Origin of the sequence: Sorangium sp. So ce834 (assembly GCF_051521425.1) — a bacterium.
Lineage (GTDB): Bacteria > Myxococcota_A > Polyangia > Polyangiales > Polyangiaceae > Sorangium > Sorangium cellulosum_D.
Window position 1 is genome coordinate 8962439 of record NZ_CP150351.1, and the last position, 25186, is coordinate 8987624.

Sequence of the window (25186 nt, forward strand, 5' to 3'; positions counted from 1 at the left end):
CGGCGCGCCAGGCGCCGCGCGCCACGCGCCACGCCGATCGACCCAAGCCCCAACCGCCATGCTCGGAACGTCCAACCTCGCGAAATCCTTCGGTGATCGGACCCTCTTCGAGGGCGTCTCGCTCAAGCTGAACGCGGGGTCCCGCTACGGCCTCGTGGGCGCCAACGGCTCGGGGAAGACCACCTTCCTCAAGATCGTGGCCGGCGACGAGCCCGCGACCGAGGGGAACGTCAGCTTCCCGAAGGACGCCCGCGTGGGCGTGCTCCGGCAGGACCGGTTCCTCAGCGACGACCAGATCATCCTGGATCTCGCGATGATGGGCGATCGCGTCGTCTGGGACGCGCTCGTCGAGTCGCGCCGCCTCGCGGAGGAGGGCGGCGACGCCGGCCGGGTCGCCGACCTCGAGGACCGCATCCGCGCCCACGACGGCTACACGCTGGAGGCGCGCGCGAGCGCCGTCCTGGAGGGGCTCGGCATCCCCGTGGAGGCCCACAGGAGGCCGCTCTCGACGCTGTCGGGCGGCTTCAAGCTGCGCGTGCTGCTCGCGCAGGTGCTCCTCGGCGGCTCGGACGTGCTCCTGCTCGACGAGCCCACGAACCACCTCGACATCCTGTCGATCCGGTGGCTCGAGAAGTTCCTCGCCGGCTACAAGGGGTGCGCCGTCGTCATCTCGCACGACCAGCGCTTCCTCGACAACGTCGCGACGCACATCCTCGACGTCGACTACGAGACCATCACGCTCTACACGGGCAACTACGCCGCGTTCGTCGTCGAGAAGCAGGCGATCCGCGAGCGCAAGCAGGCCGAGATCGCGCGCGCCGAGAAGATCATCGCGGACAAGCGCGCGTTCGTGGAGCGGTTCGGCGCCAAGGCGACCAAGGCGCGCCAGGCGCAGAGCCGGCTCAAGCAGATCGAGAAGATCGAGGTCGAGGAGCTCGCCGACACGTCGCGGCGCACGCCGGTGTTCCGGTTCGCGATCCAGAGGCCGAGCGGGCGCGACGTGCTCGAGGCGCGAGGCATCTCGAAGTCGTACGGCGACAAGCAGGTGCTGCGCGACGTGTCGCTGTCGGTGCGGCGGGGCGAGCGGGTCGCGGTGATCGGGCCGAACGGGCTCGGCAAGTCGACGCTGCTCAAGATCCTCGTGGGGCGCCTCGCGGCCGACGCCGGGGGCGCGTCGTGGGGGCACGAGGTGCGCGTCGGGTACTTCGCGCAGGATCACCGCGAGCTGCTCGTCGACGGGTCGATGACGCCCCTCTCCTTCCTGTGGGAGGCGTGCCCCGACGAGTCGCCGAGCTACGTCCGCGGCCAGCTCGGCAAGGCGCTGTTCTCGGGCGACGACGTGGAGAAGAGCGTCGGCTCGCTCTCGGGCGGCGAGGCGGCGCGGCTCATCTTCTGCCGGATCATCGTCGAGCGGCCCAACGTGCTCGTCCTGGACGAGCCGACCAACCACCTCGATCTCGAGGCGATCCACGGGCTCGTCGAGGGGCTCAAGGCGTTCGAGGGGACGGTGCTCTTCGTGTCGCACGATCGGTTCTTCGTGTCCGAGCTGGCGACGCGCATCCTCGAGGTCACGCCGAGCGGGCCGCGCGATTTCCCCGGCACCTACGAGGAGTACCTGGCCGGCTGCGGCGACGATCACCTCGACGCCGACACGGTGGTGCTCAAGGCGAAGCGCGAGCACCAGAAGGCGGCGGCCGCGCCGGAGGCGGGCGGCTCGTGGGAGGAGCAGAAGCGGCGGCGCAACCGGCAGAAGGAGCTGCCCGCGCGGCGCGACAAGGTGCTCGCGGCCATCGAGGCGGCGGAGGCGCGGAAGAAGGCGATCCACGACCTCTATTGCAGCGACGGGTTCTTCGAGCGCACGGGGAAGGCGGAGATCGCGGCGCTCCAGGCCGAGGAAGAGGCGCTCGGGCCGCGCATCGACGCGCTCATGGCCGAATGGGAGCAGCTGGAGCAGGAGATCGCGGAGATGGGGGCGGTCCAGTGATGGCACCGGCCCCGGTGGAGGGAGGGCGCGGCGCCGCGCGGCGTGGGGGCCCCGCCGAACTCGCCTGAGATGATGCTCCTCCGGCGGAGCCGGAGGAACATCATCTCAGGCTCAGACATCGGCCCATCCCCCACGCCGCGCGGCGCCGCGCCCTCCCTCCACCGGGGCCTACCGATGTTTGTTTAGCCGCTCGTCATGCGGGGATCTGCGCGACGTCCTCGCGGTCCCAGTGGCGGTGCTGCGCGATCGCGCGGAGGAGCTCGTGGGTGAACGGGGCGAGGCCGGCGGGGTCGCGCAGGGTGACCACGCCCTTGTCGGACAGGAGCGGCGCCCCGGCCTGGACGTCGGCCAGCGCGACGCCCTGGATGTCCGTCGCCACGAGGAGATCGACCGCATCGCCCGTCGCCCCGATCGCCTTGCAGTGCTTGAACGCCTCGTTGACGAAATGCACCGCCTCCCCGAGGGCCGCGAGCGCCGTGACGCTGGCGCGCCCGCCGGGGATATAGACCGCATCGAACATGACGGATTTCGCCGTGAGCAGCGACCGGTCCGCCTCCACGGCGCTGCCGTCGTCGCCGGCGATCAGCCCGAGCCGCGTCGACACCACCTGCGCGTGCGCGCCGGCCGCCTCGAGCGCCGCTCTCACCGCCGCGAGCTCGGCGACGGCGAACCCGTCGGCCACGAGCAGGGCGACGAGCCGGCTCTTCACCGTGTCCTTCACCGTGTTCTCCATGCTGAGCGCCGGCGAGGCGTCCACCGAGCGCTTGCCCGCGGCCTTGCCGCCCTTCGAAGGCACGTGGGGCTGGCCCGCGGGCGGCGCGACGCCGATCGCCTCGGCCACCAGCCGGCCGAGCTCGGTGTCGACCTCGCCGAGCCGCGCGACCATGCGCTCGCGCACCTCCCGGGTCGCCACGTTGCCGAGCTCGAAGCGCGCCGCGCGGATGAGGTGCTTCTTCTCGGGCACCGAGAGGCTGTTCCAGAAGAGCCTCGGCTGGGTGATGTGATCCTTGAAGCTCTCGCTCCGCACCCGCTGCTTGAGCCCGAGCACCCGCTCGGCGTAGTGCACGAACGCGCCCGTCTCCCACGACGCCGTCACCGGACAGCCGCCGGCGAGCGAGTTCGGGATGTAGTGCGCCCGCCCCTGCTTGATCCGCTGCTGCATGAAGCCGTCGCGGTTCTGGTTGTGCACCGGGGCCAGCGGACGGTTGATGGGGATCTGCGGGAAATTCGGGCCGCCGAGCCGCAGGAGCTGCGTGTCGAGGTACGAGAAGTTCCGGACCTGGAGCAGAGGATCGTCGGTGAAGTCGATCCCGGGCACGACGTTGGCCGTATGGAACGCGACCTGCTCGGTCTCGGCGAAGAAGTTGTCCGGGTTGCGGTTCAGCGTCAGCTTGCCGATGCGGCGCACCGGCACGAGCTCCTCGGGGACGATCTTCGTCGCGTCGAGCAGATCGAAGTCGAAGGCGAACTCGTCCTCTTCCTCGATGATCTGCACGCCGAGCTCATACTCGGGGTAATCCCCCCGCTCGATGGCGTCCCAGAGATCGCGGCGGTGGTAGTCCGGATCCCTGCCGGCGAGCTCCTGCGCCTCGTCCCAGACATGGGAGTGCACGCCGAGGAGCGGCTTCCAGTGGAACTTGACGAAGCGCGACTTGCCCTGCGCGTCGACGAGGCGGAAGGTGTGGACGCCGAAGCCCTCCATCATGCGGAAGCTCCGCGGGATGGCGCGATCCGAGAGCACCCACATGGCCATGTGGGTCGACTCCGGCATGAGCGAGATGAAGTCCCAGAACGTGTCGTGCGCGGACGAGGCCTGCGGGATCTCCCGGTCCGGCTCCGGCTTGATCGCGTGGATCACATCCGGAAACTTGATGCCGTCCTGAATGAAGAAGACCGGGATATTGTTGGCGACGAGGTCGAAATTCCCCTCCCTGGTGTAAAACTTCGTCGCGAAGCCGCGCACGTCGCGGACCGTGTCCGCCGACCCGCGCGAGCCGACCACCGTGGAGAACCGCACGAAGACCGGCGTCCTGACGCTCGGGTCCTGCAGGAACGCCGCCCTCGTGTACTCGGCCATCGAGGCGTAGACTTGGAAGTAGCCGTGCGCCCCGGAGCCGCGCGCATGCACGACGCGCTCGGGGATGCGCTCATGATCGAAATGAGTAATCTTCTCGCGTAGATGGAAGTCCTCAAGGAGCGTCGGCCCCCTGGCCCCGGCCTTGAGCGAATCGTCGGTGCTGTCGATCCGGATGCCCTGGTCGGTCGAGAGCACCGTGCCCGTCAGGTCCTCCCGGTGAGGCTCCAGGCTATCGATCTTGCTGTATGCGCTGCTCTCCGGGCTCGCGCCCTTCTCGCCTTGCTCGGCCATGCGTCCCCCCCATCCTTCCTGCCGGCGCCCGCCTGCGCAGGTGGCGATTGGATGCGAGAGCCGGGCGGGCGTCGCACCGGGGGGGAGCGCGCCGGGGAGCGACGGAGAGGTGGAGTCGCGGGCGGAAGGGGGGTGACGCCGGCGGAAGCGTCGGTGGGCTCCGCCCCTGCGCACCGCAGGGGCGGCGCGGCTCAGTGGCCGCGGCCCTTGCGGCTCGCCATGTCGATGCCGACGGCGAGGATGAGGATGACGCCCTTGATGATCGGCTGCCAGAAGCTCTCGGTGTTCATCAGGCTCATGCCGTTGTCGAGCGAGGCCATGACCAGCGCGCCGAGCAGCGCGCCCCAGATGGTGCCCTGCCCGCCGAGGAGCGACGTGCCCCCGATGACGGCGGCCGCGATGGCGTCGAGCTCCATCATGCGGCCGGCGTCCGAGGTCGCCGAGCCGACGCGGGCGGTGAGCACGATGCCCGCGATGCCGCACATCACGCCCATCAGCGTGAACACGGCGATGAGGTGACGATCGATGTTGATGCCGGAGTAGAAGGCCGCCTCGCGGTTGCCGCCGATCGCGTAGAGGTGCCGCCCGAACGTGGTGTGCTTCGCCAGCACCGTGAACACGGTCGCGAGCAGGAGCACGAGCAGCACGGGGAACGGGATGCCCTCGTACGAGTTCATCAGCGCGGTGAACGCGATGGCGAACGCGGCGAGCCCGATCCACGTGAAGCGCGCCGGGCCGGTCGCCCGCACCGCCTTGTACAGCAGCACGAGGCAGAGGAGGCCCGCGCCCGCCCAGCCGAGCGTGTGCGGCACGTACGCCTGGCCGACGAACAGGTACGGGCGCGCCGGCGACACCGAGACGCCGCCGGTGGTGCCGAGGATCGAGCCCTGGAAGATGAGCATCCCGCCGAGCGTGACGATGAAGGGGGGAATGCGCAGCCGCGCCACGAGCGTGCCCTGCATGAAGCCGAGCAGCGCCCCGAGCCCGAGCGGCAGGAGGAAGGCGGCCGGCAGCGGCCAGCCGAGGTTCACGTAGATCATCGCCGACGCCGCGCCGAGCAGGCCGGCCATCGCGCCCACCGAGAGATCGATCTGCCCCGCGACGATGACCATCACCATGCCGACGGCCAGGATCGAGGTCACCGACATCTGCCGCGCGAGCAGCGTCAGGTTGCGGGGCGTCACGAACGTCCCGTCGGTGGTAATCGAAAAGGCGATCCAGATCGCGATGAGCGAGCCCACCATCGAGAGGGCACGCCAGGGGATGCGTACGCGAAGCTTCGCCTCGCTCATTCCGTCACCTTCCTCGTTGCTGCAAGCATCACGCGCTCGGCGGTGGCGTCGTTCCGGTCGAGGCAGGCGGTGGCCCTGCCCTGAGAGAGGACCAGCACGCGGTGGCTCATGCCGAGCAGCTCCGGCAGATCGGAGGAGATGAGCACCACGGCGAGGCCGTCCGACGCGAGCTTGTGGATGAGCTGATAGATCTCGGCCTTCGCCCCGACGTCGATGCCCCGCGTCGGCTCGTCGAGCAGGAGCACGCGCGGCCCCGCCATGAGCCATTTGCCGATCACGATCTTCTGCTGGTTGCCGCCCGAGAGCTGGTTCGCGAGCGCGAGCGGCCCCGGCGCCTTGGTCTTGAGCGCCCTCATCTGCTCGACCGCCGTGGCCTCCCGCTCGGCGTGATCGAGGAAGAGCCCCTTCACGAACCGCCGCAGCGTCGCGAGCGTGATGTTGTCGAGGAGGGTCGACTCGAGCACGAGGCCGTAGCGCTTGCGATCCTCGCTGACGAGCGCGATGCCCGCCTCGATGGCCTCGGCGGGCGACTTGAACGGCGGCGACACGGGGCCCCCGCGGACCGAGATCGTGCCGGTGACGCGGCTCTGGGCCGCGCCGAAGATCGTCGAGACGAGCGCGGTGCGCCCGGCGCCCATGAGGCCGCCGATGCCCAGCACCTCGCCGGCGCGCACCTCGAAGCTGACGTCGCGCAGCACGAACCGCCCGGGGTGCCCCGCGTCCTCGACCGACCAGCGATCGACCGAGAGCGCGACCGGGCCCTCCGGCGGCGGCGGGCAGGGGTAGAGGTTCGTCACCTCGCGCCCGACCATGTACGAGATGACCTTGTCGGGCGTGAGCGCGGTCCGCGGCTGCGTCGTGATCGACTTCCCGTCCCGGAGGACGGTGATGCGATCGGCGATCTCGAAGACCTCCTCGAGACGATGGCTGATGTAGATGCAGGAGACGCCGCGGGCGCGCAGGTCGCGGAGCAGGCCGAGCAGCGTCCTCACGCCGGAGTCGGTGAGCGCCGCCGTGGGCTCGTCGAGGACGAGGATCTTCGCGTCCTTGAGCAGCGACTTCGCGATCTCGACCATCTGCTGCTGGCCGATGCCAAGGTCCTTGATCGGGCGCTCGGGGTCGACCTCGAGCCCCACGCGCGCGAGCGCCTGCCGCGCGTCGGCGCGCACCGCGTCCCAGTCGATGAGCCCCCCGCGGACCGGCTCGCGCCCGAGCACCAGATTCTCGGCCACGGTGAGCTCGGGGACGAGCGCGAGCTCCTGCGCGATGAGCGCGATCCGGTGCTCCTCGGCGCTGCGCATGCCGCTGAACTCGACGACGCGGCCGTTCAAGCGGATCTCCCCGCCGTAGGTGCCCGCCGGGTAGTAGCCGCACAGGATCTTGATGAGGGTGCTCTTGCCCGCGCCGTTCTCGCCGCAGAGGGCGTGAATCTCGCCTTCCTCGAGGTCGAACGACACGCCGTCGAGGGCTTTCACGCCGGGGAACTGCTTCGTTATCGATGCGAGCTCGAGGAGGGGCATTGTCCTGGCGCAGGTGCAGAAGCGCGGCCACGTTTGCCCGGGACGCGCCCGCGATGCAAGCACTTATTTTGCCAGCGCGCACGGGAGCAGCGCCGCCCGGGCGGTCGCTCGGGCGGCCTGAGAGCGCGAAAGGCGCAGACTGAATGAAGGACCCCGGGCGCGAGGGCGCCCGGGGGGGAGGCCGGCGCGAGGGCGCTCAGTTATAGAAGGCGAGGTCGTCGATGTAGATGTCGAACGACTCCGCCATGCCGACCTGGAACTGGATCGAGTAGAGCTTCGTCGCGTCGATCTGGGTGGTGCCCGCCGGCGTGCCCCAGCCGCCCTGCTTCAGGTCCGCGAAGGGAATGGTGAACTGCTGCCACTCCTCGGAGATGCCGCTGAGCGCCTTTTGCCAGGCGTCGCACTCGTCCGTGCAGACGCCGCCGACTGCATCCGTGCCCGGGTCCGAGATCAGGACGCTCGCGGTCGTGCTGGCGCCCGGGCCGACCTTGGCCCAGAACGTGATTCCGGTGTACGTCGAGGCGTCATAGGGCGTCTTCGTCCCGTCCTCGCTCTTCAGATCGAAGCCGAACCCGATGCCCCAGCCCGTGAAGCCCGAGCCCCACGAGCGCGCCGCGTACGTGCTCTGCCCGCGCGCCGGATCGAGCGCCGTCATCGTGAAAGGCTTGTCGCCGGTCCCCTCCGGATCGGGCGGAGGGTTCTGCGTGGCCCCGGCCGTCTCGTCATTGAAGGTGTACCAGTAACCGACCCGGCCCCCCGCGGCGAGGATGGCGTTGTCCTTGTCCTCCATGTCATCGATCATCTCGATGCTCTGCGGGGCGCCGCCCGCGCCCGTGGTCGCGGAGGTGGTCGAGGCGGCCGTGGTGGTCGAGGTGGTGGGATCCGTGCTCCCCGTGCTCGTGGCCGACGGGCTCTCGCTGCCCGAAGAGGTGGTGCCGCTGGTGCCGCCGCCGGCGCCGCCGGAGCCGTCGCTATCGTCGCCGCACGCCGCGAACGCCGCGACCGCCAGACCACAGACCGCCAAGTTCAAGCCACGTAGGAAAATTCGATTCTTCATAGGCTCGCGTCTCCGTAATCTACCTTAGGCTAATCAGGACGTACCTTAAGTCCGGACAACATGTGTCATGAACGCCGTCCGGGCGCGCGGAGTATCACCCGGAATTTCAGGCACCGCAACCTTCTTCTTTCCACGCTGCAATCCGTCTTCATCCCGCGCGCGGCGATGGGGCCGCTCGCCCGGAGTTCCCGACTCGGGCCGCTCGCAACGGCGGTGGCGTGTTCGGAGCACCGTTGAGACGTGAGCGGCAGGGTCATCGCAAGTGGCCGCCTGCTTGCAACGCGCCTTCGCGGGCTCTCGGACGAGGCTCGAGGGGGAAAGATGGCAAAAAAGAAGGCTGTCATGCGAGCGCGCGCCGCGGCGCAGCGGACGGAAGAGAGCGCGGGCCGGCAGCGGAGCGCGAGCGCGCCGCCGGCAGAGCAGGAGAGGGCCGCAGAGCAGGAGAGGGCCGCAGAGCAGGAGAGGGCCGCAGAGCAGGAGAGGGCCGCAGAGCAGGAGAGGGCCGCAGAGCAGGAGAGGGCCGCGCCCGTCGAGCAGGGGTTCGCCGCAGGGCAGCGCGAGCCGTGCGCGCCGCTGCCGGGGAGGAGCCGAGTCGCGAGGCGGCTCTGGAGCCGCGTGGAGACGGCGGCCTACCGCGCCTACGAGCGGATCTCCGGCCTGTCCGAGGAGCGGCCGGCCCTCGGGGTCCAGGCGGCGGCGCCGGTGCTGCGGGCGCTTAGGGTCCCCGCGCCGCGGATCGCGAGCAGCGTCACGGTGAGCAGGGCGCGCGCGGCGGTGCTGGGCGCGCTGCGCGACGCGGAGGGCGTGCGGCGGTACCTGCAGCGGATCGCGCGCGTGGAGATGGGCGCGGCCGAGGCGGCCTCGACGATCGTGGCGTCCGGCATGGGAGGCCGGGAGCACGTGAGGACGGGGATCGTGTCGTTCGCCGACGCGCCGGGAGAGCGGGGCACGGAGATCCGGGCGGTCCTGCCCGGCGCGCGGCCGAAGGGGTGGCTCGCGCGGGCGGCCGGCAGGCTGCTCGCGGAGGAGCCGAGGCGGCGGCTGAGAGGCGATCTGCGGCGGCTGAGGCAATGGATCGAGGTCGGCGAGATCCCGACGACGGTGGGGCAGCCGTCCGGCCGGACGGGCCGTGAAAGGATGTGATCATGCGAGCGATCTGCTGGAACGGGGTGAATGACGTCGCGGTCGCGTCGGTGCCGGAGCCGAGGATCCTGAGCCCGCACGACGCCATCGTCCGCGTCTCGCTGTCGTCGGTCTGCGGCTCGGATCTGCACCTGCTCCACGGGTACGTCCCGACGATGAGGGAGGGCGACATCCTCGGGCACGAGTTCCTCGGCGAGGTCGTGGAGACCGGCGCGGAGGTGAAGCGGGTGCAGCGGGGCGATCGGGTCGTGGTATCGTCCATCATCGGCTGCGGGCGGTGCGCGTATTGCCAGAGCGAGCTGTGGTCGCTCTGCGAGAACTCGAACCCTCACCACGTGGTGGCGGACAGGATCCTCGGGGACACGACGGCGGCGATCTTCGGCTACTCGCACGCCTTCGGGGGGTTCGCGGGGAGCCACGCGGAGTACGTGCGGGTGCCGTTCGCGGATCACGGCGCGTTCAAGGTGCCCGACGGGGTGCGGGACGAGAGCGCCCTGTTCGCGTCCGACGCGCTCTCGACGGGCTACATGGCGGCCGATCTCTGCGACATCCGGCCGGGCCATGTCGTGGCCGTGTGGGGGTGCGGCGGGGTCGGTCAGATGGCGATCGAGAGCGCGTATCTGCTCGGCGCCGAGCGCGTCATCGCGATCGACCGGGTCCCGGACCGACTGGCCATGGCGAAGGCGCACGGGGGCGCCGAGGTGCTGAGCTACGCCGAGGTCGACGTGCAGGAGGCGCTCCGCGAGATGACGGGCGGGCGCGGCCCCGACGCCTGCATCGACGCGGTGGGCATGGAGGCCGACGGCGTGGGCCTGCAGTACGCGTACGACCGGGTGAAGCAGGCGTTCCGGCTGCAGACCGATCGCCCGCTCGTTGTGCGCGAGGCGATGCTGGCCTGCCGCAAGGGCGGCACGGTGTCGATCGCGGGCGTCTATGCCGGGTTCGCCGACAAGATCCCGCTCGGGGCGCTCATGAACAAGGCCCTGATCGTCAGGACCGGACAGCAGCACGGGCAGCGGTACATCCCGAGGCTCCTCCACCTCCTCCAGAGCGGCGACCTCGATCCTTCGTACCTCCTGACGCACCGGATGTGCCTGGAGGACGGGCCGCGCGGATACCGGCTGTTCGAGGAGCGCGCGGAGGGGTGCATGCGCGCGGTGTTCGCGCCCTGACGCCCGCATGCAGCAAAAGGAGAGATCGCAAGAGGCGCAAGAGGCGCAAGAGGCGCAAGAGGCGCAGAGGCACAGAGTTGAATTATATTCTTCTCTTCCCCTTGCGTCCCTTGCGCCCTCGCGGCCCTCTTCCCATGAATGGATCTTCGCGGGATTTCAACGCGATCGGCGTTCTAGCGGCCCTGTCCGGAGGACGTCCCCTGTTGCTTCGCGAGCTTCGCGTGGAGCGTCTGCGCCCGCTCCAGGTGGTTCACCACCTGCTCCCGCACTCTCTGGAGCTCCTCTCTCAGCGCCGGCTCCTTCACCTTCGGGATGAGCTGCTCGTCCAGCATCCGCAGCGTATAGCGGTGCGTCATCACCTGGGACTTGATGAACGCGTGGTCGAATTTCTGGGCCGGCTGCCGGCGGAGGTAGGCCGCGAAGAGCGGCGCGTGCCCGACGAGCATCGCGCTCACCCGCGTCGGCTGCACCTGGATCCTGAAGCGCCGGACGAGCGTGCTCAGACGGCGCTCCGAGTGGGTGTGGGATTCGAGCATATCCCGGGCGAAATCCTTGACCTCGCGCGACCGCGCCTGCTTGCGGGCGATCTTCGCCAGGGAGATCTCGAGATGGTTGTTCGCCGAGACGACCCCGGCGATGGCGCCGTCGGACACCTGCGTCTGCGCGCGCTGCGAGGTCGCGTGCTGCGGCCTCTGCTGCTGCGGCCGCTGTTGCTGGGAGATATGCGCGCCTTGCTGCTGAGCGTAACCTCCCCGCCCGTGCGCGTGCGCGGAGCTGCCGACGACGCTCGCGGCGAGCGCGGCGATCACCGCGACCCGATGCTTGAAATGATGGCGCATCATGGTGGATTCCCTTCCTTGTTTTCCGCGGCGCGCCTCACGGACCGATCCATGGAACGCCCGCGGGTCACTACGTCTCCAACATCAAGCAAGTAGCGGACCCGCTCTCGACGGAATCGGCGGGACGGCGCTGCTCACCGCGGCGCGCGCGGGCGCGCAGCGAGGGCAGGCGCCGCGCACCCGGGCAGGACTCCGGTGCCATGTCTCAGGCCTTCGCGGGAAGCGATGGATAGGCTGCCATCATCCCTCCACGCGACGTCGCCTCCGCAAAAGGCGCTTTCTCCGGCGAGCCCCGGCTCCGAGGGCCGCCGCGCTCCTCCGGAGGATCCGTGGCGCCGGGGGTGAGACGGGGCTTGCGGGGGGCCGGTCCCGGTGGTCAAGTGCGGCGTGGCGCGGAGCGGTCCCGGGCCGCCCCGCGCACCGGCGACGAGCTCGCCCGGAGGCCTCAGCGCACCCGCACATGCCCGACCGCGGCTTCATCCTCACGCCCACGTACCGGGTCGTCGCCGGATGCCCGGAGATCCATCTGTATGCGGTGATGGAGGACGGCACGCCGGCGCTCGTCGTCGAGGACAGGTTCAGGCCGTACTTCTTCGTGCGCGAGCGCGACGCGGACATCGCGCGGCGGCTCGCGGGCAATCGCGTCTCCCCGGAGGCGCTCGAAACGCTCGACGGCGAGCCGGTGATGCGCGTCTTCGCCCCGCTCCCGCGGGACGTCGCGGCGCTGCGCGACAGGCTGGCCGAGGCCGGCGCCGACGCCCTCGAGGCGGACGTGCGCTTCGCCTACCGCTTCCTTATCGATCGCGGCATCCGCGGGGCGTTCGCGGTCTCCGGGCCGTTCGAGCTCCGCCCGGGCGTCGGGCGCGTGTACAAGAACCCCGAGCTCTTCCCCGCGACCTTCGTCCCGGCGCTGCGCGTGCTGTCGCTCGACATCGAGACGAGCCTCGACGGCGAGCAGCTCTATTCGATCGCCGTCGCCGGCGCGGGCGGCGAGCGCTGCCTGCTCGTCCGGGACGAGCCCGTCCCGTCCGGCCTGCCCGCCTACGTGGAGCGCTTCCCCGACGAGCGGACGCTGCTCGAGCGGTTCCTCGCGCACGTCGCGGACGCGGATCCCGACGTCCTCACCGGCTGGAACATCCCGGACTTCGATCTGCCGGCGCTCCAGCGCTATTGCCGCCGCGCCGGGCTCTCGTGCGCGCTCGGGCGGGGCCCCGAGGAGGTCTCGATCCTGCGCGACCCGGGCTTCTCGCGCGAGGCGCGCGCCGTGCTCCCGGGGCGCGTGGTGCTCGACGGCCTCGCGCTGCTCCGCAGCGCCTTCATGCGCCTCGAGGATTACCGCCTCGAGACCGCCGCGCAGACGATCCTCGGGCGCGGCAAGCTGTTCGCGTCCGACGACCGGGGCGCGCACATCGAGGCGTCGTACCGCGACGACCCGGCGCTGCTCGCGGCGTACAACCTCGAGGACGCCCGCCTCGTCCGGGACCTCCTGGAGAAGACCGGCCTCATCGAGCTCTCGGTCCGGCGGAGCCTGCTCACGGGCATGCAGCTCGACCGCGTGGGCGCGCAGATCGCCGCGATCGACTCGCTGTACCTGCCCGCGCTCCGCGCCCGCGGCAAGGTCGCGCCGTCGGTGTCGCGGGAGGCGCCGGACGAGGATGTCGAGATCGCCGGCGGCCTCGTGCTCGAGCCGCTCCCGGGCCTCTACCGCAACATCGTCGTCTACGATTACAAGAGCCTTTATCCGAGCCTCATCCGCACGTTCAACATCGATCCGCTCACCTTCGTGGCGGGGGACGGGGCGCCGCCGGAGGCGCTCATCGTGACGCCGGGCGGCGCGGCGTTCCGGCGCGGCGAGCCGGGCATCCTCCCCGAGCTCGTCGCGCGCCTCTGGGACGAGCGGGCCGAGGCGCGGCGGGCGGGCGACGAGCGCGGCGCCATGGCCATCAAGATCCTCATGAACTCGCTCTTCGGCGTGCTCGGCTCGCCGGCGTCGCGCCTGTTCTCCCCGGCCGTCGCGAACGCGATCACGAGCGCCGGCCAGCACGTCATCCGGCTGACGGCGGAGGCGGTGCGGAGGGCCGGGCACCGGGTCCTCTACGGCGACACCGACTCGCTCTTCGTCGACATCGGCGAGCCGGACGCCGCGCGCGCCGCCGCCCGCGCCGAGGAGCTCCGCGACGCCGTCTCGGCCTCGGTCGCCGCCGAGATCGCGAGGACCTTCGGGTGCGAGAGCCGGCTGGAGCTCGAGTTCGAGAAGGTCTATGCGCGCTTCCTCCTGCCCGAGCTGCGCGGCGCCGCGCAGGGCAGCAAGAAGCGCTACGCGGGCCTGGTCGCCGGCGAGGGCGGCGGCAAGCTCGAGATCGTCGGGCTCGAGGCGGTCCGGCGCGACGCGAGCGCGGTCGCGCGGCGCTTCCAGCGGGAGCTGCTCGATCTCGTCTTCCACGACCGCCCGGTCGAGGGCTTCGTGCGGACCTTCGTGGCGGAGCTGCGCGCGGGGCGGTTCGACGCGGAGCTCGTCTACAAGAAGGCGCTGCGCAAGCCGCTCGGCGCGTACACGAAGACGACGCCGCCGCACGTGAAGGCGGCGCGCAAGCTGGGCGGGGACGCGGGGCGGATCGTGGCGTACGTGATCACGCGCGCGGGCCCCGAGCCGGTCGGCCAGACGACGGCGCCGCCGGACTACGACCATTACGTGTCGCAGCAGCTCAAGCCGATCGCGGACTCGGTGCTGCGGTGGCGCGGGGGCGAGGACTTCGACGCGATGATCGGGGCGCGGCGGCAGCTGTCGTTGTTTTAGCCCCGGGCGCTGGAAATCGCGTCCTCGACACGGCGGACCGCCCTGCGCCGCGCGCGAGGCCCTCGCCCACCGCGGGGACGAGGCGCTGCCCGGCGCAGTGGCGAAGCAGCGCCGAGAGGCCCGGCGGCGCTGGACCCCGGCTGGATTGATCCGGCGCGGGGTGTGGACGTAGACTTGCGGCGGCGCGCGCGTTGGCGCGCGCGGGAGGGCCCCATGAGCTCAAAAGCACCGGATCATTTCACGTTCGACTCGGACACCAGGTGCACGATTTGCCTGGAGAAGATCACCAAACGGCAATCCGACGACGGAGAGGCCTGGTTCACCTCGTGCTACCCCACGCCGCACCCATTTCACTGGAGATGCCTGGCCGACTGGTTCGACAAAAACAAGAAGAACAGCAAGTGTCCGAACTGCAATCAGCCCCAGGACGCGCGTCCGACCGCGACCTGGACCTGGTGATTCGCGTCCTGCTCGGCGCGAAGCCCCACCTCTCGCCGCTCGGTCTCCGGATTGCCCGCGGTTGACGCCCGGGACGCCAGCCAGGGGAAGGCGGGAGAGACGATCAACGATCTTCCAGCGCTCCCGCCTTGATGGAGCTCGCCCCGGGCCGATGTCCCCCCGGGGCGCTCACCTCGCCGACAGCGCGTCGGCGACCATCGCGCGCGCCTCGTCGAGGATGCGATCGAGGTGCGCCTGGTCCTTGAAGCTCTCCGCGTAGATCTTGTAGACGTCCTCGGTGCCCGAGGGCCGCGCGGCGAACCAGCCGTTCTCGGCGACGACCTTGAGCCCGCCGATCTCGCCGCCGTTGCCCGGCGCGCGGGTGAGCTTCGCGGTGATCGGCTCGCCCGCGAGGCTCTGGGCGCGCACCGCGTCGGGGGAGAGCTTCTTCAGCACGCTCTTCTCGGCGGGCGTCGCCGGGGCGTCGATGCGGGTGTAGAGCGGCGCGCCGAAGCGCTGGGTCAGGTCGCGGTAGTGCTCGGCCGGGTCACGGCCGGTGCGCGCGAGGATCTCGGCGGCGAGCAGGTCGAGGATGATGCCGTCCTTGTCCGTCGACCACACCCGCCCGTTCCGCCGCAGGAACGAGGCCCCCGCGCTCTCCTCGCCGCCGAAGCCGAGCGAGCCGTCGAGCAGCCCGTCGACGAACCACTTGAAGCCGACCGGCACCTCGCGCAGCGGCCGGCCGAGGTGCTTCGCCACCCGGTCGATCATGCTGCTCGAGACGAGCGTCTTGCCCACGGCCGCGTCGGGCCGCCACTCGGGGCGGTTCTGGTAGAGGTAGAACACCGCCACGGCGAGGTAGTGGTTCGGGTTCATCAGCCCGGCGCTGCGCGTGACGATGCCGTGGCGATCCGAGTCGGCGTCGTTGCCGAACGCGAGATCGTAGTCGTCCTTGAGCGCGATGAGGTTCGCCATCGCGTACGGCGACGAGCAGTCCATGCGGATCTTGCCGTCGTGATCGAGCGGCATGAAGCTGAAGGTGGGGTCGACGGCCTGGTTCACCACGGTGAGGTCCAGCCCGAATTTCTCGGCGATCGGCCCCCAGTACGCGATGTTCGAGCCGCCGAGCGGATCGACGCCGAGGCGCAGCTTCGCGCCGCGCACGGCCTCGAGATCCACGACGTTGCCGAGGTCGGCGACGTACGAGCCGACGTAATCGTACGGGTGCGTCGTCGACGCGCGCAGCGCGGCCTCGTAGGTCATGCGCTTCACGCCCGCGTTGCCGGTGCGGAGCAGCTCGTTGGCGCGGTCCTCGATCCAGCCGGTGACGGCGGTGTCGGCCGGACCGCCGTTCGGCGGGTTGTACTTGATGCCGCCGTCGTCGGGCGGGTTGTGCGAGGGCGTGATCACCACGCCGTCCGCGAGGCCCGAGGTGCGCCCGCGGTTCTGGATGAGGATCGCGTGCGAGATGACCGGCGTCGGCGTGACGCCGTTGCGCTCGGCGATGAGGACGTCGACGCCGTTGGCGGCGAGGACCTCGATGACGGAGCGCTGCGCCGGCTCGGAGAGCGCGTGGGTGTCCATGCCGAGGTAGAGCGAGCCCGTGGTGCCCTGCTTCGCGCGGTAATCGCAGATGGCCTGCGCGACCGCGAGGACGTGCGCCTCGTTGAAGCTGCGCCGCGCGGCCGAGCCGCGGTGGCCGGAGGTGCCGAAGGCGACGCGCTGCTGCGGATCGCTCGGGTCGGGGCGCTCGCTGTAGTACTGCGCGCGCAGCTTGTCCGGATCGATCAGCACATCGGGCGGGGCTTTACGGCCCGCGAGGGGGTGGAGCGCCATGGCCCTCCGCATAGCCGAACGCGCGGGACGAGCCAACCCTCCCACGAGGCGCCGGGGGCCGCAGCGGGCGCCGCGGCGCCCCGCGGCGGCCCCGCCCTCGGGACCGCCCAGTCGGCATCGGGCGGAGCCGCGGCCCCGCGCCCCGCCACGTCACGCGCCGACCGTGGATGGCTCGTAGCGAGTGACCCAGGCCCTGATGTGCAGCTCGCCGAAGATCAAACAAGGCGCCACGAAGCCTGCCCGGGAGAGGAGCGCGAAGACCTCCTCCTCCGAGGCCGGGATCCTCAACGACGCCATCATCTTCCGTCGCTTCTCCGCCGCCTCGGGCGGCCGCCCCCCCGCGAACGCCCGCCGGTCCTCGACGGCCGTCAGCCGCGGATCGTCCCCGGTCCGGCAGCCGATCACGAAGGGCGCCCCCGGCTTCAGCCGCCCGGCGATCTCGCGGAGCAGCGCGACGCGAGCCTCGTCCCCCGGGAGGTGGTGCAGGACGCCGATCATCTGGGCGCCGTCGAACAGGGGCCCGCGCGCGAGGTCGCGCAGCTCGCAGGCATGCAGGCTCGTCCGCTCGAGGAGGCCCTCCGCCGCGAGCCTCTCTCTCGCGACGGCGAGCATCTCCGCCGAGGGATCGACGCCCGTGAAACGGACGCCGGCCCCCATGTAGCGCGCGAACGGCGTCACCTCGCTCCCGGTCCCGATGCCGACCATCAGCAGCGACGCGGCCTCGTCGTCCGGGAGCGCCGCGGCGATCACCTCGGCGGCGATCCGGTGCATGAGGCCATGACCTGGCCAGAAGCGGTGCACTTGGTCGTCGTAGCTCAATGCGCGCTCGCGCCCGAAGGCCGCCGCGTTCTTTTCGTGCTCGTCGGTCCCCATCTCGCGTTCTCCTCGGCTGACGGCCGCTCGGACCGCCTGCAGAGAAGGAGTACCGCCCTTCGCGTCCTCTCGGCAGGGCGGGGTTTTCGATCCGATGGTCGAGGCTTCGTGTCGGGGCCCCCGCGCAGGGCGGGGACCCGGCGCCCATCAGCCCGGTGGAGCCGCCCGGCGCCCGCGATCGCTTCGGACGCGGCCGATTGAGCCGACGAGCCGCGAGCGCGCCGGCGCCAGCGGCGGCCTCAGCCGGGGGCCTCCGATCGCGGGGCATCCACGTTGCAGCGCAGCGCTGCCGCCTCCCTGGCTCACCTGAGCCTGCCATTGCATGTTCACCTGACCTGCCATGGCTACATGGTTCACCTGACCTGCCGTTGAACAATCGCCTGACCGATCCTTGCGTGAGCGTCGCAGTCGCCACGCGCGCACGCCCGGCCATTCACGTTGCATTGCAGATTCAACTTGACAATCGCCACCCATAGTAAAGACCTCTTCCTGCCAGGGCACGACACGACGGATGCCCTGCGATCCGCGGTTTCACGTCGGAAGCTCGCTCATCACGTCCGCCGGGCCCTGGAGCGGTGGGACTTGGTCAGCGCCGTCCTTCGAAACGAACAGCGAGGTAATCCCATGTCCGCATTTGTCTCACGTCGCTCAACGATCTTCCTGGCTCAGGTTGGTTTGCTCTCCGCGGCTTCGTGGAGCCTCGTCGGATGCGGCTCCGAGGACCCCCTGGACGGTCCGGTCGAAGCGCACGACGATGGCCCCGCCGAGAGCGAGCCCGTCGTCGAGGCGCGCGCGGGCTTGGACGCCGGCTTCACGTCGCGCGAGATCTTGCGCGGGCTGTCGTATCCGATGCGGATCGTCTGGGGGCCGGACGGCTACCTGTGGTTGACCGAGCGCGTGGGGAAGCGGGTCGTGCGCGTCAGGCCCTCGGACGGCCAGAAGACGACCGCGGTCACCATCACGGAAGCGTACCAGTCGGGAGGACAGGACGGGGTGCTGGGCCTCGCCCTGCACCCGGACCTGCTCCAGGGCACGGGCAACGACTATGTGTACGTCTCCTACACCTATGACGCCGATCCAGGCTCAGCCGTGAACCGCAGGGCGAAGATCCGTCGCTACACGTACAACCCCACGACCAAGACCCTGGGGAGCCCCGTCGACATCATCACGGGCCTGCCCGGGAGCGACGATCACAACTCCGCGCGGCTCCTGTTCGGCCCCGATCAAAAGCTCTATTACACCGTCGGGGACCAGGGGAACAACCAGTTCAACAGGAAGTGCCTCCCCGTCGGCGCGCAGGACCTGCCCACGGCGACCGAGGTCGCGGCGCAGAACTGGTCGAAATACACCGGCAAGATCCTGCGCCTCGACCTCGACGGCTCGATCCCGGGCGACAACCCGCAGATCGCCGGCGTCCGCAGCCACGTCTATTCGTACGGCCACCGCAACCCGCAGGGCCTCACGTTCCGCGACGGCAAGCTCTACGCGAACGAGCATGGGCCCAAGAGCGACGACGAGCTCAACCTCATCCAGCCCGGCAAGAACTATGGCTGGCCGCACGTCGCCGGCTACCAGGACAGTCAGGCCTATACGTACGACAACTGGTCCGCCTCGAGCCCGACGCCGTGCTCGTCGCTCGCGTGGAACGACTACACGCCCCCTTCCTCGGTCCCCCGGCAGCAGGAGAGCGCCTGGAGCCACCCCGATTTCACGCCGCCGCTCGTCACCTTCTACACGGTCCCGAACGGCTACAACTTCAAGGATCCGGCGTGCGGGGGCAACGATTACATCTGCTGGCCGACGATCGCGCCCTCCTCGCTCCACACCTATGCCGCTGAGCCCGGCATCCCCGGGTGGGAGGGCTCGCTCCTGATGACCACCCTCAAGAAGGGCGCGGTGTACCGCGTGAGCCTGGGCCCCGCCGGGGACTCCGTGATCGGCGAGCCGGTCGTCCACTTCCAGACCACCAACCGCTACCGCGATCTCGCGCTGAGCCCGGATGGCCTGACGGTCTACGTGATCACGGATAGCCAGGGGAGCACCAGCGGGCCGACCGGCGGGTCCACGACGGCGCTGAGCAACCCGGGAGCGATCCTGGAGTTCAAGTACACGGGCACGAACTGAGCTGACGCCGGAGGAGCGGGGCCTGCGCCCCGCCAGCGCAGCTCCGCGACCGCGTGGGTGTGACCCGAGACGAGCGGTGCCTCGCCCCGGTGCCGCCGGCCCGGGGCGAGGCTGCCGCGCCCCGCTGCCGGTGGCTCTCCATGCGCGCCGCGCGCCGTGATAGCCTGGCTGTCCGGGTCCCCTTCCCTCGGCGGGTCATCGCATGGAGAGGCGCTCGATGCGCGCATGGCTGTCGTTGTCGTTGCTGTTCGTCGGCGGGTGCGGTGGTACGGAAGCCGTCCCGCCGGAATCGACGGGACCGAGGCGGGTGACGCTCGTGACGCCGTCGGTGGCGACCGAGAGCGACGGCGTGCGGCTCGCCGACGGCGCCATCGTCGCGGGCGCCGGCGACCTGAGCCTCTATCAGGCGATGGTGCTCTCGCTCTCCTCGCCCACGCCGGGCTCCCTCTGCGCGAAGGGGACCTTCAGCGCGCTGGGCGACGTCCCGACGGAGGTCGACACCTGCCCGGAGGGGCTCACGGGCACCTGGGAGCAGAGGACGTACCTGAGCGGGGCGACGACGCACACGACCGAGGAGTCGTCTGTCATCGGGCTCGGGCTCCTCGTGTGGAACGCGGACCACACGGCGCTCTACCGCCTGCGCGTCATCGGCGATTCGTATGACGGACAAGGGGTCTCGACGGCGACGTTCGACGTCGAGCCCGTGCCGTAGACGGCGCGGCCGGCGGGGACTCTCCTCCTCGAAACGCTGGCCGACACCCCCGGACCGCATCGCCGCCGTCAGCGGCGCGTCCTCGGCGGCGACCGCCCAGGTGCTCGCCGGAGAGCGCTGGCCTGGTGCGGCGCGAGCCGGGCGCCCCCTCCGCCCGCCCGAAGCCCGGCCGGCGAATGTCACGCCGCAATCCTGCGATCCGTGACATGTCACGCCGCAACCCGTGACATGTCACGGTGAAATGGGCCGCATTTCACGGCGAGCGGCGCACCGTCCGGCGCGTGGGAAGCGACGGTTCGAGAAATCGAGCTGTTTCTACGCTTGGCACGTCGGGTGCTTTGCCCCCCGGAGCGAGGCCGAGCAGCAGCGTCGACCTTCCGGAGCGCACCTGGTTGCGCCCTTCTGCCGCTGGCAGAGGGGAGAGGACGATCGCCGCCGACTCGAGCTTCGCGCTGCGTGAGGAAGCAACGTCTGCTCGCCGCGATCAAGGCGGCAACGATGACACATGCCACGCCCTCGTGGTGAATCCAGCGAAGGAGAATGGACATGAAGAACGGTTTGATGGGAAAGGTCTTTCACGTGATCGCAGCGTCGACGGCCATGCTGGCGCTCGGAGGCACGATGAAGAGCGCCGAGGCCGAGGTCGTACCCATCTGCCTCACCGTCCCGGAGCACACCCACATCGCCAGCCTGGTCCATCAGTTCTACCAGGCGTCCACCAACGGTGATCTCGATTTCATCGAAGACATCATCTCGACCAGCCCGAACGCGGTGTTCCTCGGCACGGCGCCCGGGGAGGTCTATGCCGGCCACGACGCCATCGTTCAATGGTGGCAGGACATGTTCATCTTCCTCGATGGCCTGGGGTACCCGAACGACGGCGGGCTCCCGATCGAGGCCACCGGAGGGCTCCTCCAGCTGCAGCAGCAGGGCACCGTCGCCTGGGTGGCGGACGACCCGACGTTCGCCTTCCTGGGCGGCGACGTCCCGAGCCGGCTGAGCCTCGTCTTCCGCAAGGAGGGCGGGCAGTGGAAGATCATCCAGGGGCACTGGTCGGTCGGCCTGCCCAACGAGGAGCTCCCGCTGGAGGCGCCGTGATCCTGGAGGGGCGGCTCGCGCGCCGCTGACGTCGCCCCCCTGTCCGGCGGGCGAGAGGCGCGCTCGCGCGCAGTTACAAGGCGCCCCCACGCCTGCGCGTGGGGGCGGTCGATCGACGAGATCGGTGTTCTAGCGGCCCAGCAGGGCGTCCAGCACCTTGTTGTAGGTCTCTTTCTTCTGATACTGGTCATTGAAGAGCAGCGACTGCGAGCTCTGCCCGTTGCACAAGGCCCCGCTCCAGCTGTTGAGCCACGACCTGCCGTCGTTGATCCCCCAGAAGGTGATGGCGACGCACTTGGGCAGCGCGAAGCAGGCCGCGACGATGTCGTGGTAGTAAGTGAGCTGCTCCTCGGCGGTGACCACGCCGCCGCAGCGGTTGATGTCCATCTCGGAGATCAACACCTCCAGGCCCAGATCCGAGAAGCGCTTCAGGTTCGCCGCCACGTCCGGCCCGCCGGCCTCGTTGTTCGGCGGCCCGATGTGCATCTGGAAGCCGACGCCGTCGATCGGGACGCCCCGCTCGACCATCCCCTTGACCATATTGTAGACGAAATCGGCCTTGTCGTTGAGCGCGTCGATGCTGTAGTCGTTGTAATAGAGCTTGGCTTCCGGGTCCTGCTCCCTCGCGACCTGGAAAGCGAAATCGAGGAACCTCTCCCCCATCGTGTTGAAGAACACCGAGGGCCTCATGCGGGGATTGCCGACGCCAGTGTCGCTGTTGGTAATGACCGCCTCGTTGACCACGTCCCAGTGCTTGATCTTGCTCTTGAAGTGGCCCATGACGTTCTCGATGTGCCTGCGGATGGCCTGCTCCACCGCGGTCGACCCAGACAGGGAGTTCACCCACCCCGGCAGCTGGTTGTGCCACACCAGGGTGTGGCCCTTGACCTTCATTCCATTGCTCGTCGCCCAGTTGACGATGTTGTCCGCGGCACCGTAGTTGAAGCTCCCCGGGTTGGGCTCCAGCGCGTCCCACTTCATCTCGTTCTCCGCCGTCACGTAGTCGTGCTCGGCAGCGGCGACGCGCTTGTAGTTCGCGTCGTTGAGACCGGAGCCGGAGATGGCCGCGCCGATCAGGATGGGCGGGTTCGCCTTCGAGCCGGCCTCCTTGAGCGAGCTGGCGCTCGCGGCGGGGATCCTCCGGGCGTCAGCGCCGCCGCTGCCGCCCGAGCCGCCGCCGCCGCCCATGCCGCCCGAGCCGGCCATGTCGCCGCCCGCGCCGCCGGAGCCGCTCGTCGGGCCGACGGTCGTGGATGTCGTGTCGCCGGGGCCGCTCGTCGTGCTGCCAGGGCCGCTCGTCGTGCTGCCAGGGCCGCTCGTCGTGCTACCAGGGCCGCTCGTCGAACCCGCGCCGCCGGTCTCCCCTCCCCCGTCGCCGCCGTCCGAACAGCCGCTAGCACACAGGAACGCCGAGAGTAGAAGGGTAAGGGGTGCTGACCTCATGCTCGCATCCTCCGAAGGAAAATCTCGTCCTTGTTCCCGTGAAGCGGTGCCGTGATCATCGCCGGGTCACACCGCGCACGGGCGGCCCCGATAGGGGTGCCGAAGCGACAGTAGAGCGGACGCTCCCCCCCAAGTCCACAGCCGCAACGACGCCGGCACGAGAAAATCTGACTCCGGAAGAAAATTCCAATCTCAGTCGCGGTTCTTCGCGCCGACGGCGGGACGGGCGCGTCGCGCCTTCTTCTCCGGCGGGCCCGCGCGGCGCAGGAAGTCGACGAACGCCCGCAGCGCGGGGGGCGTCTGCCGGCGGCTCGGGTAGTAGAGGTAAAAGCCAGGGAACGACGGCGACCAGGGCTCCAGGACGCGCGTCAGCTTCCCGGCCTCGACGAGCGGCCTCGCTTGCTGGTCGAACACGTACGCGATGCCGACGCCGTCCGCCGCGGCGCGCAGCGCGAGGTCCACGTCGTTGACGGTGAGCGGGCCCTCGACGGCGACCTCCAGGGACTGCTTCCCCTTCTCGAACTCCCACCGATAGAGGCTGCCGTCGGTCGGCCAGCGCATGTTGATGCAGCGGTGCCGGTGCAGATCGCGCGGGGTCGCGGGGACGCCGTGGCGCGCCAGGTAGGCCGGCGACGCCACCGCCATCATCGAGAGATCGCCGCTCAGCTTCACGGCCACCATGTCCCGCTCGAGGCGCTCGCCCAGGCGGACCCCGGCGTCGAAGCGGCGCGCGACGATGTCGGCGATCGCGTCCTCGACCACCAACCACCGCAAGAACATGGTGCGCTCGGTCGAGGCGAGCCTCGGACGGCTCGGGACCGATTACATCGACATCCTGTACCTGCACGCGTGGGACGGGACGACGCCCGTGGACGAGGTCCTGCGCGCGATGGACGATCTCGTCCGCTCGGGGAAGGTGGTCTATGTCGCCATCTCCGACGCGCCGGCCTGGCGGGTCTCCCGCATGCAGGCGATCGCGGATCTGCGCGGGTGGGCGCCGCTGATCGCGCTGCAGATCGAGTACAGCCTCATCCAACGCACCGTCGAGCGGGAGCTCATCCCCATGGCGCAGGAGATGGGCCTCGGGGTCGTCCCGTGGTCGCCGCTGGGCAGCGGCGTGCTGACCGGGAAATACTCGAAGGCCGATCTGGACGCCGGCGACGGCACGGCGGACCCGGCCGGCACGCGGAAGAACATCGCTGCCGCGAACGGCGCGCTGACCGAGCGGGGCCTCGCCATCGCCGAGGTGGTGAAATCGGTCGCGGCCGAGAGCGGCAAGACGCCGTCGCAGATCGCGATCGCCTGGACGCTGCTGAATCCGGCCGTGACCGCGCCGATCCTGGGCGCGCGGACCCTGAAGCAGCTCGAGGACAACCTGGGCGCCCTCGACGTGCGGCTGACGGACGACCAGCGCGCCCGGCTCGACCGGGCCAGCGCCGTCGAGCTCGGCTTCCCGCACGACTTCCTGGCGCGGCCGCTGACCCGGAGCGTCGTGTCCGGCGACGTGAAGATCGAAGCGCGGCGCTGACGGGGAGCGCCCGTCCGCGGCTCAGGCTCCGCGGATCACAGCGGCCGAGCCTTCGCGATCGCCTCGAGCCAGTCCGCGCACGCGCCGTCCTCGGCGGGCGGCTGCGCGCCCTTCAGGAGATACCACGCCTCCCGGTGCTGCGCGCGGGCGCCGGGCTCCACGCGCTGGAGCGGGCCGAGCGACTCCACCTCGAGCATGTCCTGGTTCGAGAAGGTCTCGAAATTGACCCCCATGTCCGGGTACGTGGCGCCCTCGATGAACGGGAACCGCTTCAGGAACACGTTCCCGTGGTTCGCGTACGCCGCGTAGCCCTGGCTCACGAGCATCCCCACCTTCTGCGGGCCCTGACCGGCGACCTGCCGCAGGCGGAGCACGCGCTTGCCCCAGGTCCATCGGGGATCGGTCATGTCGCTGTACGGCCACAGCACGAGCGGCCGCGCCGGCAAGACGCGCTCGGGGTGCGGGAAGAACGGCGCGTGCGGGAACAGGCACTCACCGCCGCCCGCCATCACGGTGAGCGCCCAGGGCGCGAGCTCGACCGCATAGGCGCCGTGGTTCTCGATCGCGTGATCGAGGACGAACCTGCCCGCCGCGGCGTCCGCCGTGATGCGGATCTCCTTCTGCATCCCGTACTTGTCCGGGCCGGACCGGAACACGTGCGCGCCGTTCTCCTCCCGGTGCTCGACCGGATCGTTGTCCGGCTGCAGCGTCCGCTGCTCGTCCTCCGGGCCGATCCAGAGCCGGTGGCCGCCGTAGAACCTGTACTGGGCCCCGCCGGTCGCGCCCTGATCCTCGGGGATCTCGGACAGCTCGTTCGGGCCGCCGATGGCGCCATAGCGGATGATCCGCGGGCCGATGTCGAGCGTGACGACGACCTCCGTGTCGCCGCAGACGATGCGCGCGGCGCGCTTCCAACCGCCGTAGGGGATGATCTCCATGATCGGGCTCGTACCGCAGAACGG

The 25186-nt window shown here is 70.3% G+C and carries 18 protein-coding genes and 1 pseudogene; 9 read left to right on the plus strand and 10 right to left on the minus strand.

Features of this window, described 5'->3' with window-relative positions:
- Window positions 1–58 precede the first annotated feature (58 nt).
- Window positions 59–1984 carry an ABC-F family ATP-binding cassette domain-containing protein gene (locus WMF20_RS32555; protein ID WP_437605752.1) on the plus strand — a complete coding sequence of 642 codons (1926 nt, stop codon included), beginning with the start codon at window positions 59–61 and terminating at the stop codon, window positions 1982–1984.
- A 193-nt stretch (window positions 1985–2177) separates the two neighbouring features.
- Here the strand turns inward: WMF20_RS32555 and WMF20_RS32560 are convergent, their stop codons facing one another.
- The 4 genes from WMF20_RS32560 to WMF20_RS32575 form a co-directional block, all read right to left on the minus strand.
- Window positions 2178–4352, minus strand: a complete 2175-nt coding sequence (locus WMF20_RS32560) for a catalase (protein WP_437605753.1) — start codon at window positions 4350–4352, stop codon at window positions 2178–2180.
- A gap of 191 nt (window positions 4353–4543) precedes the next feature.
- On the minus strand, window positions 4544–5644 hold the full coding sequence (locus WMF20_RS32565) for a sugar ABC transporter permease (protein ID WP_129578009.1): 1101 nt from the start codon (window positions 5642–5644) through the stop codon (window positions 4544–4546).
- Window positions 5641–7164, minus strand: a complete 1524-nt coding sequence (locus WMF20_RS32570; RefSeq protein ID WP_129578010.1) for a sugar ABC transporter ATP-binding protein — start codon at window positions 7162–7164, stop codon at window positions 5641–5643. Before WMF20_RS32570 ends, WMF20_RS32565 begins: the two co-directional genes overlap by 4 nt.
- A gap of 196 nt (window positions 7165–7360) precedes the next feature.
- Window positions 7361–8221, minus strand: a complete 861-nt coding sequence (locus tag WMF20_RS32575) for a hypothetical protein (RefSeq protein ID WP_437605754.1) — start codon at window positions 8219–8221, stop codon at window positions 7361–7363.
- 342 nt (window positions 8222–8563) lie between these two features.
- On the opposite strand from WMF20_RS32575, the gene WMF20_RS32580 reads away from it, so the two are divergent.
- Together WMF20_RS32580 and WMF20_RS32585 are read left to right on the plus strand one after the other, a co-directional pair.
- Window positions 8564–9364 (plus strand): hypothetical protein, encoded by an 801-nt coding sequence (locus tag WMF20_RS32580; protein WP_437605755.1) that lies wholly within the window; start codon window positions 8564–8566, stop codon window positions 9362–9364.
- A gap of 2 nt (window positions 9365–9366) precedes the next feature.
- Window positions 9367–10536: a zinc-dependent alcohol dehydrogenase gene (locus WMF20_RS32585; RefSeq protein WP_437605756.1), complete on the plus strand. Its 1170-nt coding sequence runs from the start codon at window positions 9367–9369 to the stop codon at window positions 10534–10536.
- 173 nt (window positions 10537–10709) lie between these two features.
- Here the strand turns inward: WMF20_RS32585 and WMF20_RS32590 are convergent, their stop codons facing one another.
- Window positions 10710–11378 carry a DUF4142 domain-containing protein gene (locus WMF20_RS32590; RefSeq protein ID WP_437605758.1) on the minus strand — a complete coding sequence of 223 codons (669 nt, stop codon included), beginning with the start codon at window positions 11376–11378 and terminating at the stop codon, window positions 10710–10712.
- Between the two features lie 457 nt (window positions 11379–11835).
- Here WMF20_RS32590 and WMF20_RS32595 point away from each other — a divergent pair, with 457 nt between their 5' ends.
- Window positions 11836–14172 (plus strand): DNA polymerase II, encoded by a 2337-nt coding sequence (locus WMF20_RS32595; RefSeq protein WP_437605759.1) that lies wholly within the window; start codon window positions 11836–11838, stop codon window positions 14170–14172.
- Between the two features lie 213 nt (window positions 14173–14385).
- Window positions 14386–14631, plus strand: a complete 246-nt coding sequence (locus WMF20_RS32600) for an RING finger protein (protein ID WP_129578016.1) — start codon at window positions 14386–14388, stop codon at window positions 14629–14631.
- 168 nt (window positions 14632–14799) lie between these two features.
- On the opposite strand, the gene pgm is transcribed toward WMF20_RS32600, so the two are convergent.
- Together pgm and WMF20_RS32610 are read right to left on the minus strand one after the other, a co-directional pair.
- The gene (gene pgm / locus WMF20_RS32605; protein ID WP_437605760.1) at window positions 14800–16446 is read right to left on the minus strand and encodes a phosphoglucomutase (alpha-D-glucose-1,6-bisphosphate-dependent); all 1647 of its coding nucleotides are present in this window, start codon (window positions 16444–16446) and stop codon (window positions 14800–14802) included.
- A gap of 150 nt (window positions 16447–16596) precedes the next feature.
- A complete protein-coding gene (locus tag WMF20_RS32610) occupies window positions 16597–17319 on the minus strand; it encodes an SAM-dependent methyltransferase (protein WP_129578018.1) in 723 nt (240 codons plus the stop codon).
- 675 nt (window positions 17320–17994) lie between these two features.
- Here WMF20_RS32610 and WMF20_RS32615 point away from each other — a divergent pair.
- The 3 genes from WMF20_RS32615 to WMF20_RS32625 all read left to right on the plus strand — a co-directional run bounded on the left by WMF20_RS32615 (window position 17995) and on the right by WMF20_RS32625 (window position 21253).
- A complete protein-coding gene (locus WMF20_RS32615) occupies window positions 17995–19443 on the plus strand; it encodes a glucose/sorbosone family PQQ-dependent dehydrogenase (protein WP_437605761.1) in 1449 nt (482 codons plus the stop codon).
- A 217-nt stretch (window positions 19444–19660) separates the two neighbouring features.
- Window positions 19661–20155: a hypothetical protein gene (locus WMF20_RS32620; protein ID WP_437605762.1), complete on the plus strand. Its 495-nt coding sequence runs from the start codon at window positions 19661–19663 to the stop codon at window positions 20153–20155.
- A gap of 546 nt (window positions 20156–20701) precedes the next feature.
- A complete protein-coding gene (locus tag WMF20_RS32625; protein WP_437605763.1) occupies window positions 20702–21253 on the plus strand; it encodes a nuclear transport factor 2 family protein in 552 nt (183 codons plus the stop codon).
- A 129-nt stretch (window positions 21254–21382) separates the two neighbouring features.
- On the opposite strand, the gene WMF20_RS32630 is transcribed toward WMF20_RS32625, so the two are convergent.
- Window positions 21383–22696 carry an endo-1,4-beta-xylanase gene (locus tag WMF20_RS32630; protein ID WP_437605764.1) on the minus strand — a complete coding sequence of 438 codons (1314 nt, stop codon included), beginning with the start codon at window positions 22694–22696 and terminating at the stop codon, window positions 21383–21385.
- A gap of 192 nt (window positions 22697–22888) precedes the next feature.
- Entirely contained in the window at window positions 22889–23476 is a 588-nt protein-coding gene (locus WMF20_RS32635; protein WP_437605765.1) for a LysR substrate-binding domain-containing protein, read from the minus strand.
- On the opposite strand from WMF20_RS32635, the pseudogene WMF20_RS32640 reads away from it, so the two are divergent.
- Window positions 23448–24224, plus strand: a pseudogene (locus tag WMF20_RS32640) (aldo/keto reductase); the annotation flags it as partial. The gene WMF20_RS32635 and the pseudogene WMF20_RS32640 overlap by 29 nt on opposite strands.
- Window positions 24225–24259: 35 nt before the next feature.
- Here the strand turns inward: WMF20_RS32640 and WMF20_RS32645 are convergent.
- The gene (locus tag WMF20_RS32645; protein WP_437605766.1) at window positions 24260–25162 is read right to left on the minus strand and encodes a hypothetical protein; all 903 of its coding nucleotides are present in this window, start codon (window positions 25160–25162) and stop codon (window positions 24260–24262) included.
- Window positions 25163–25186: the final 24 nt, after the last annotated feature.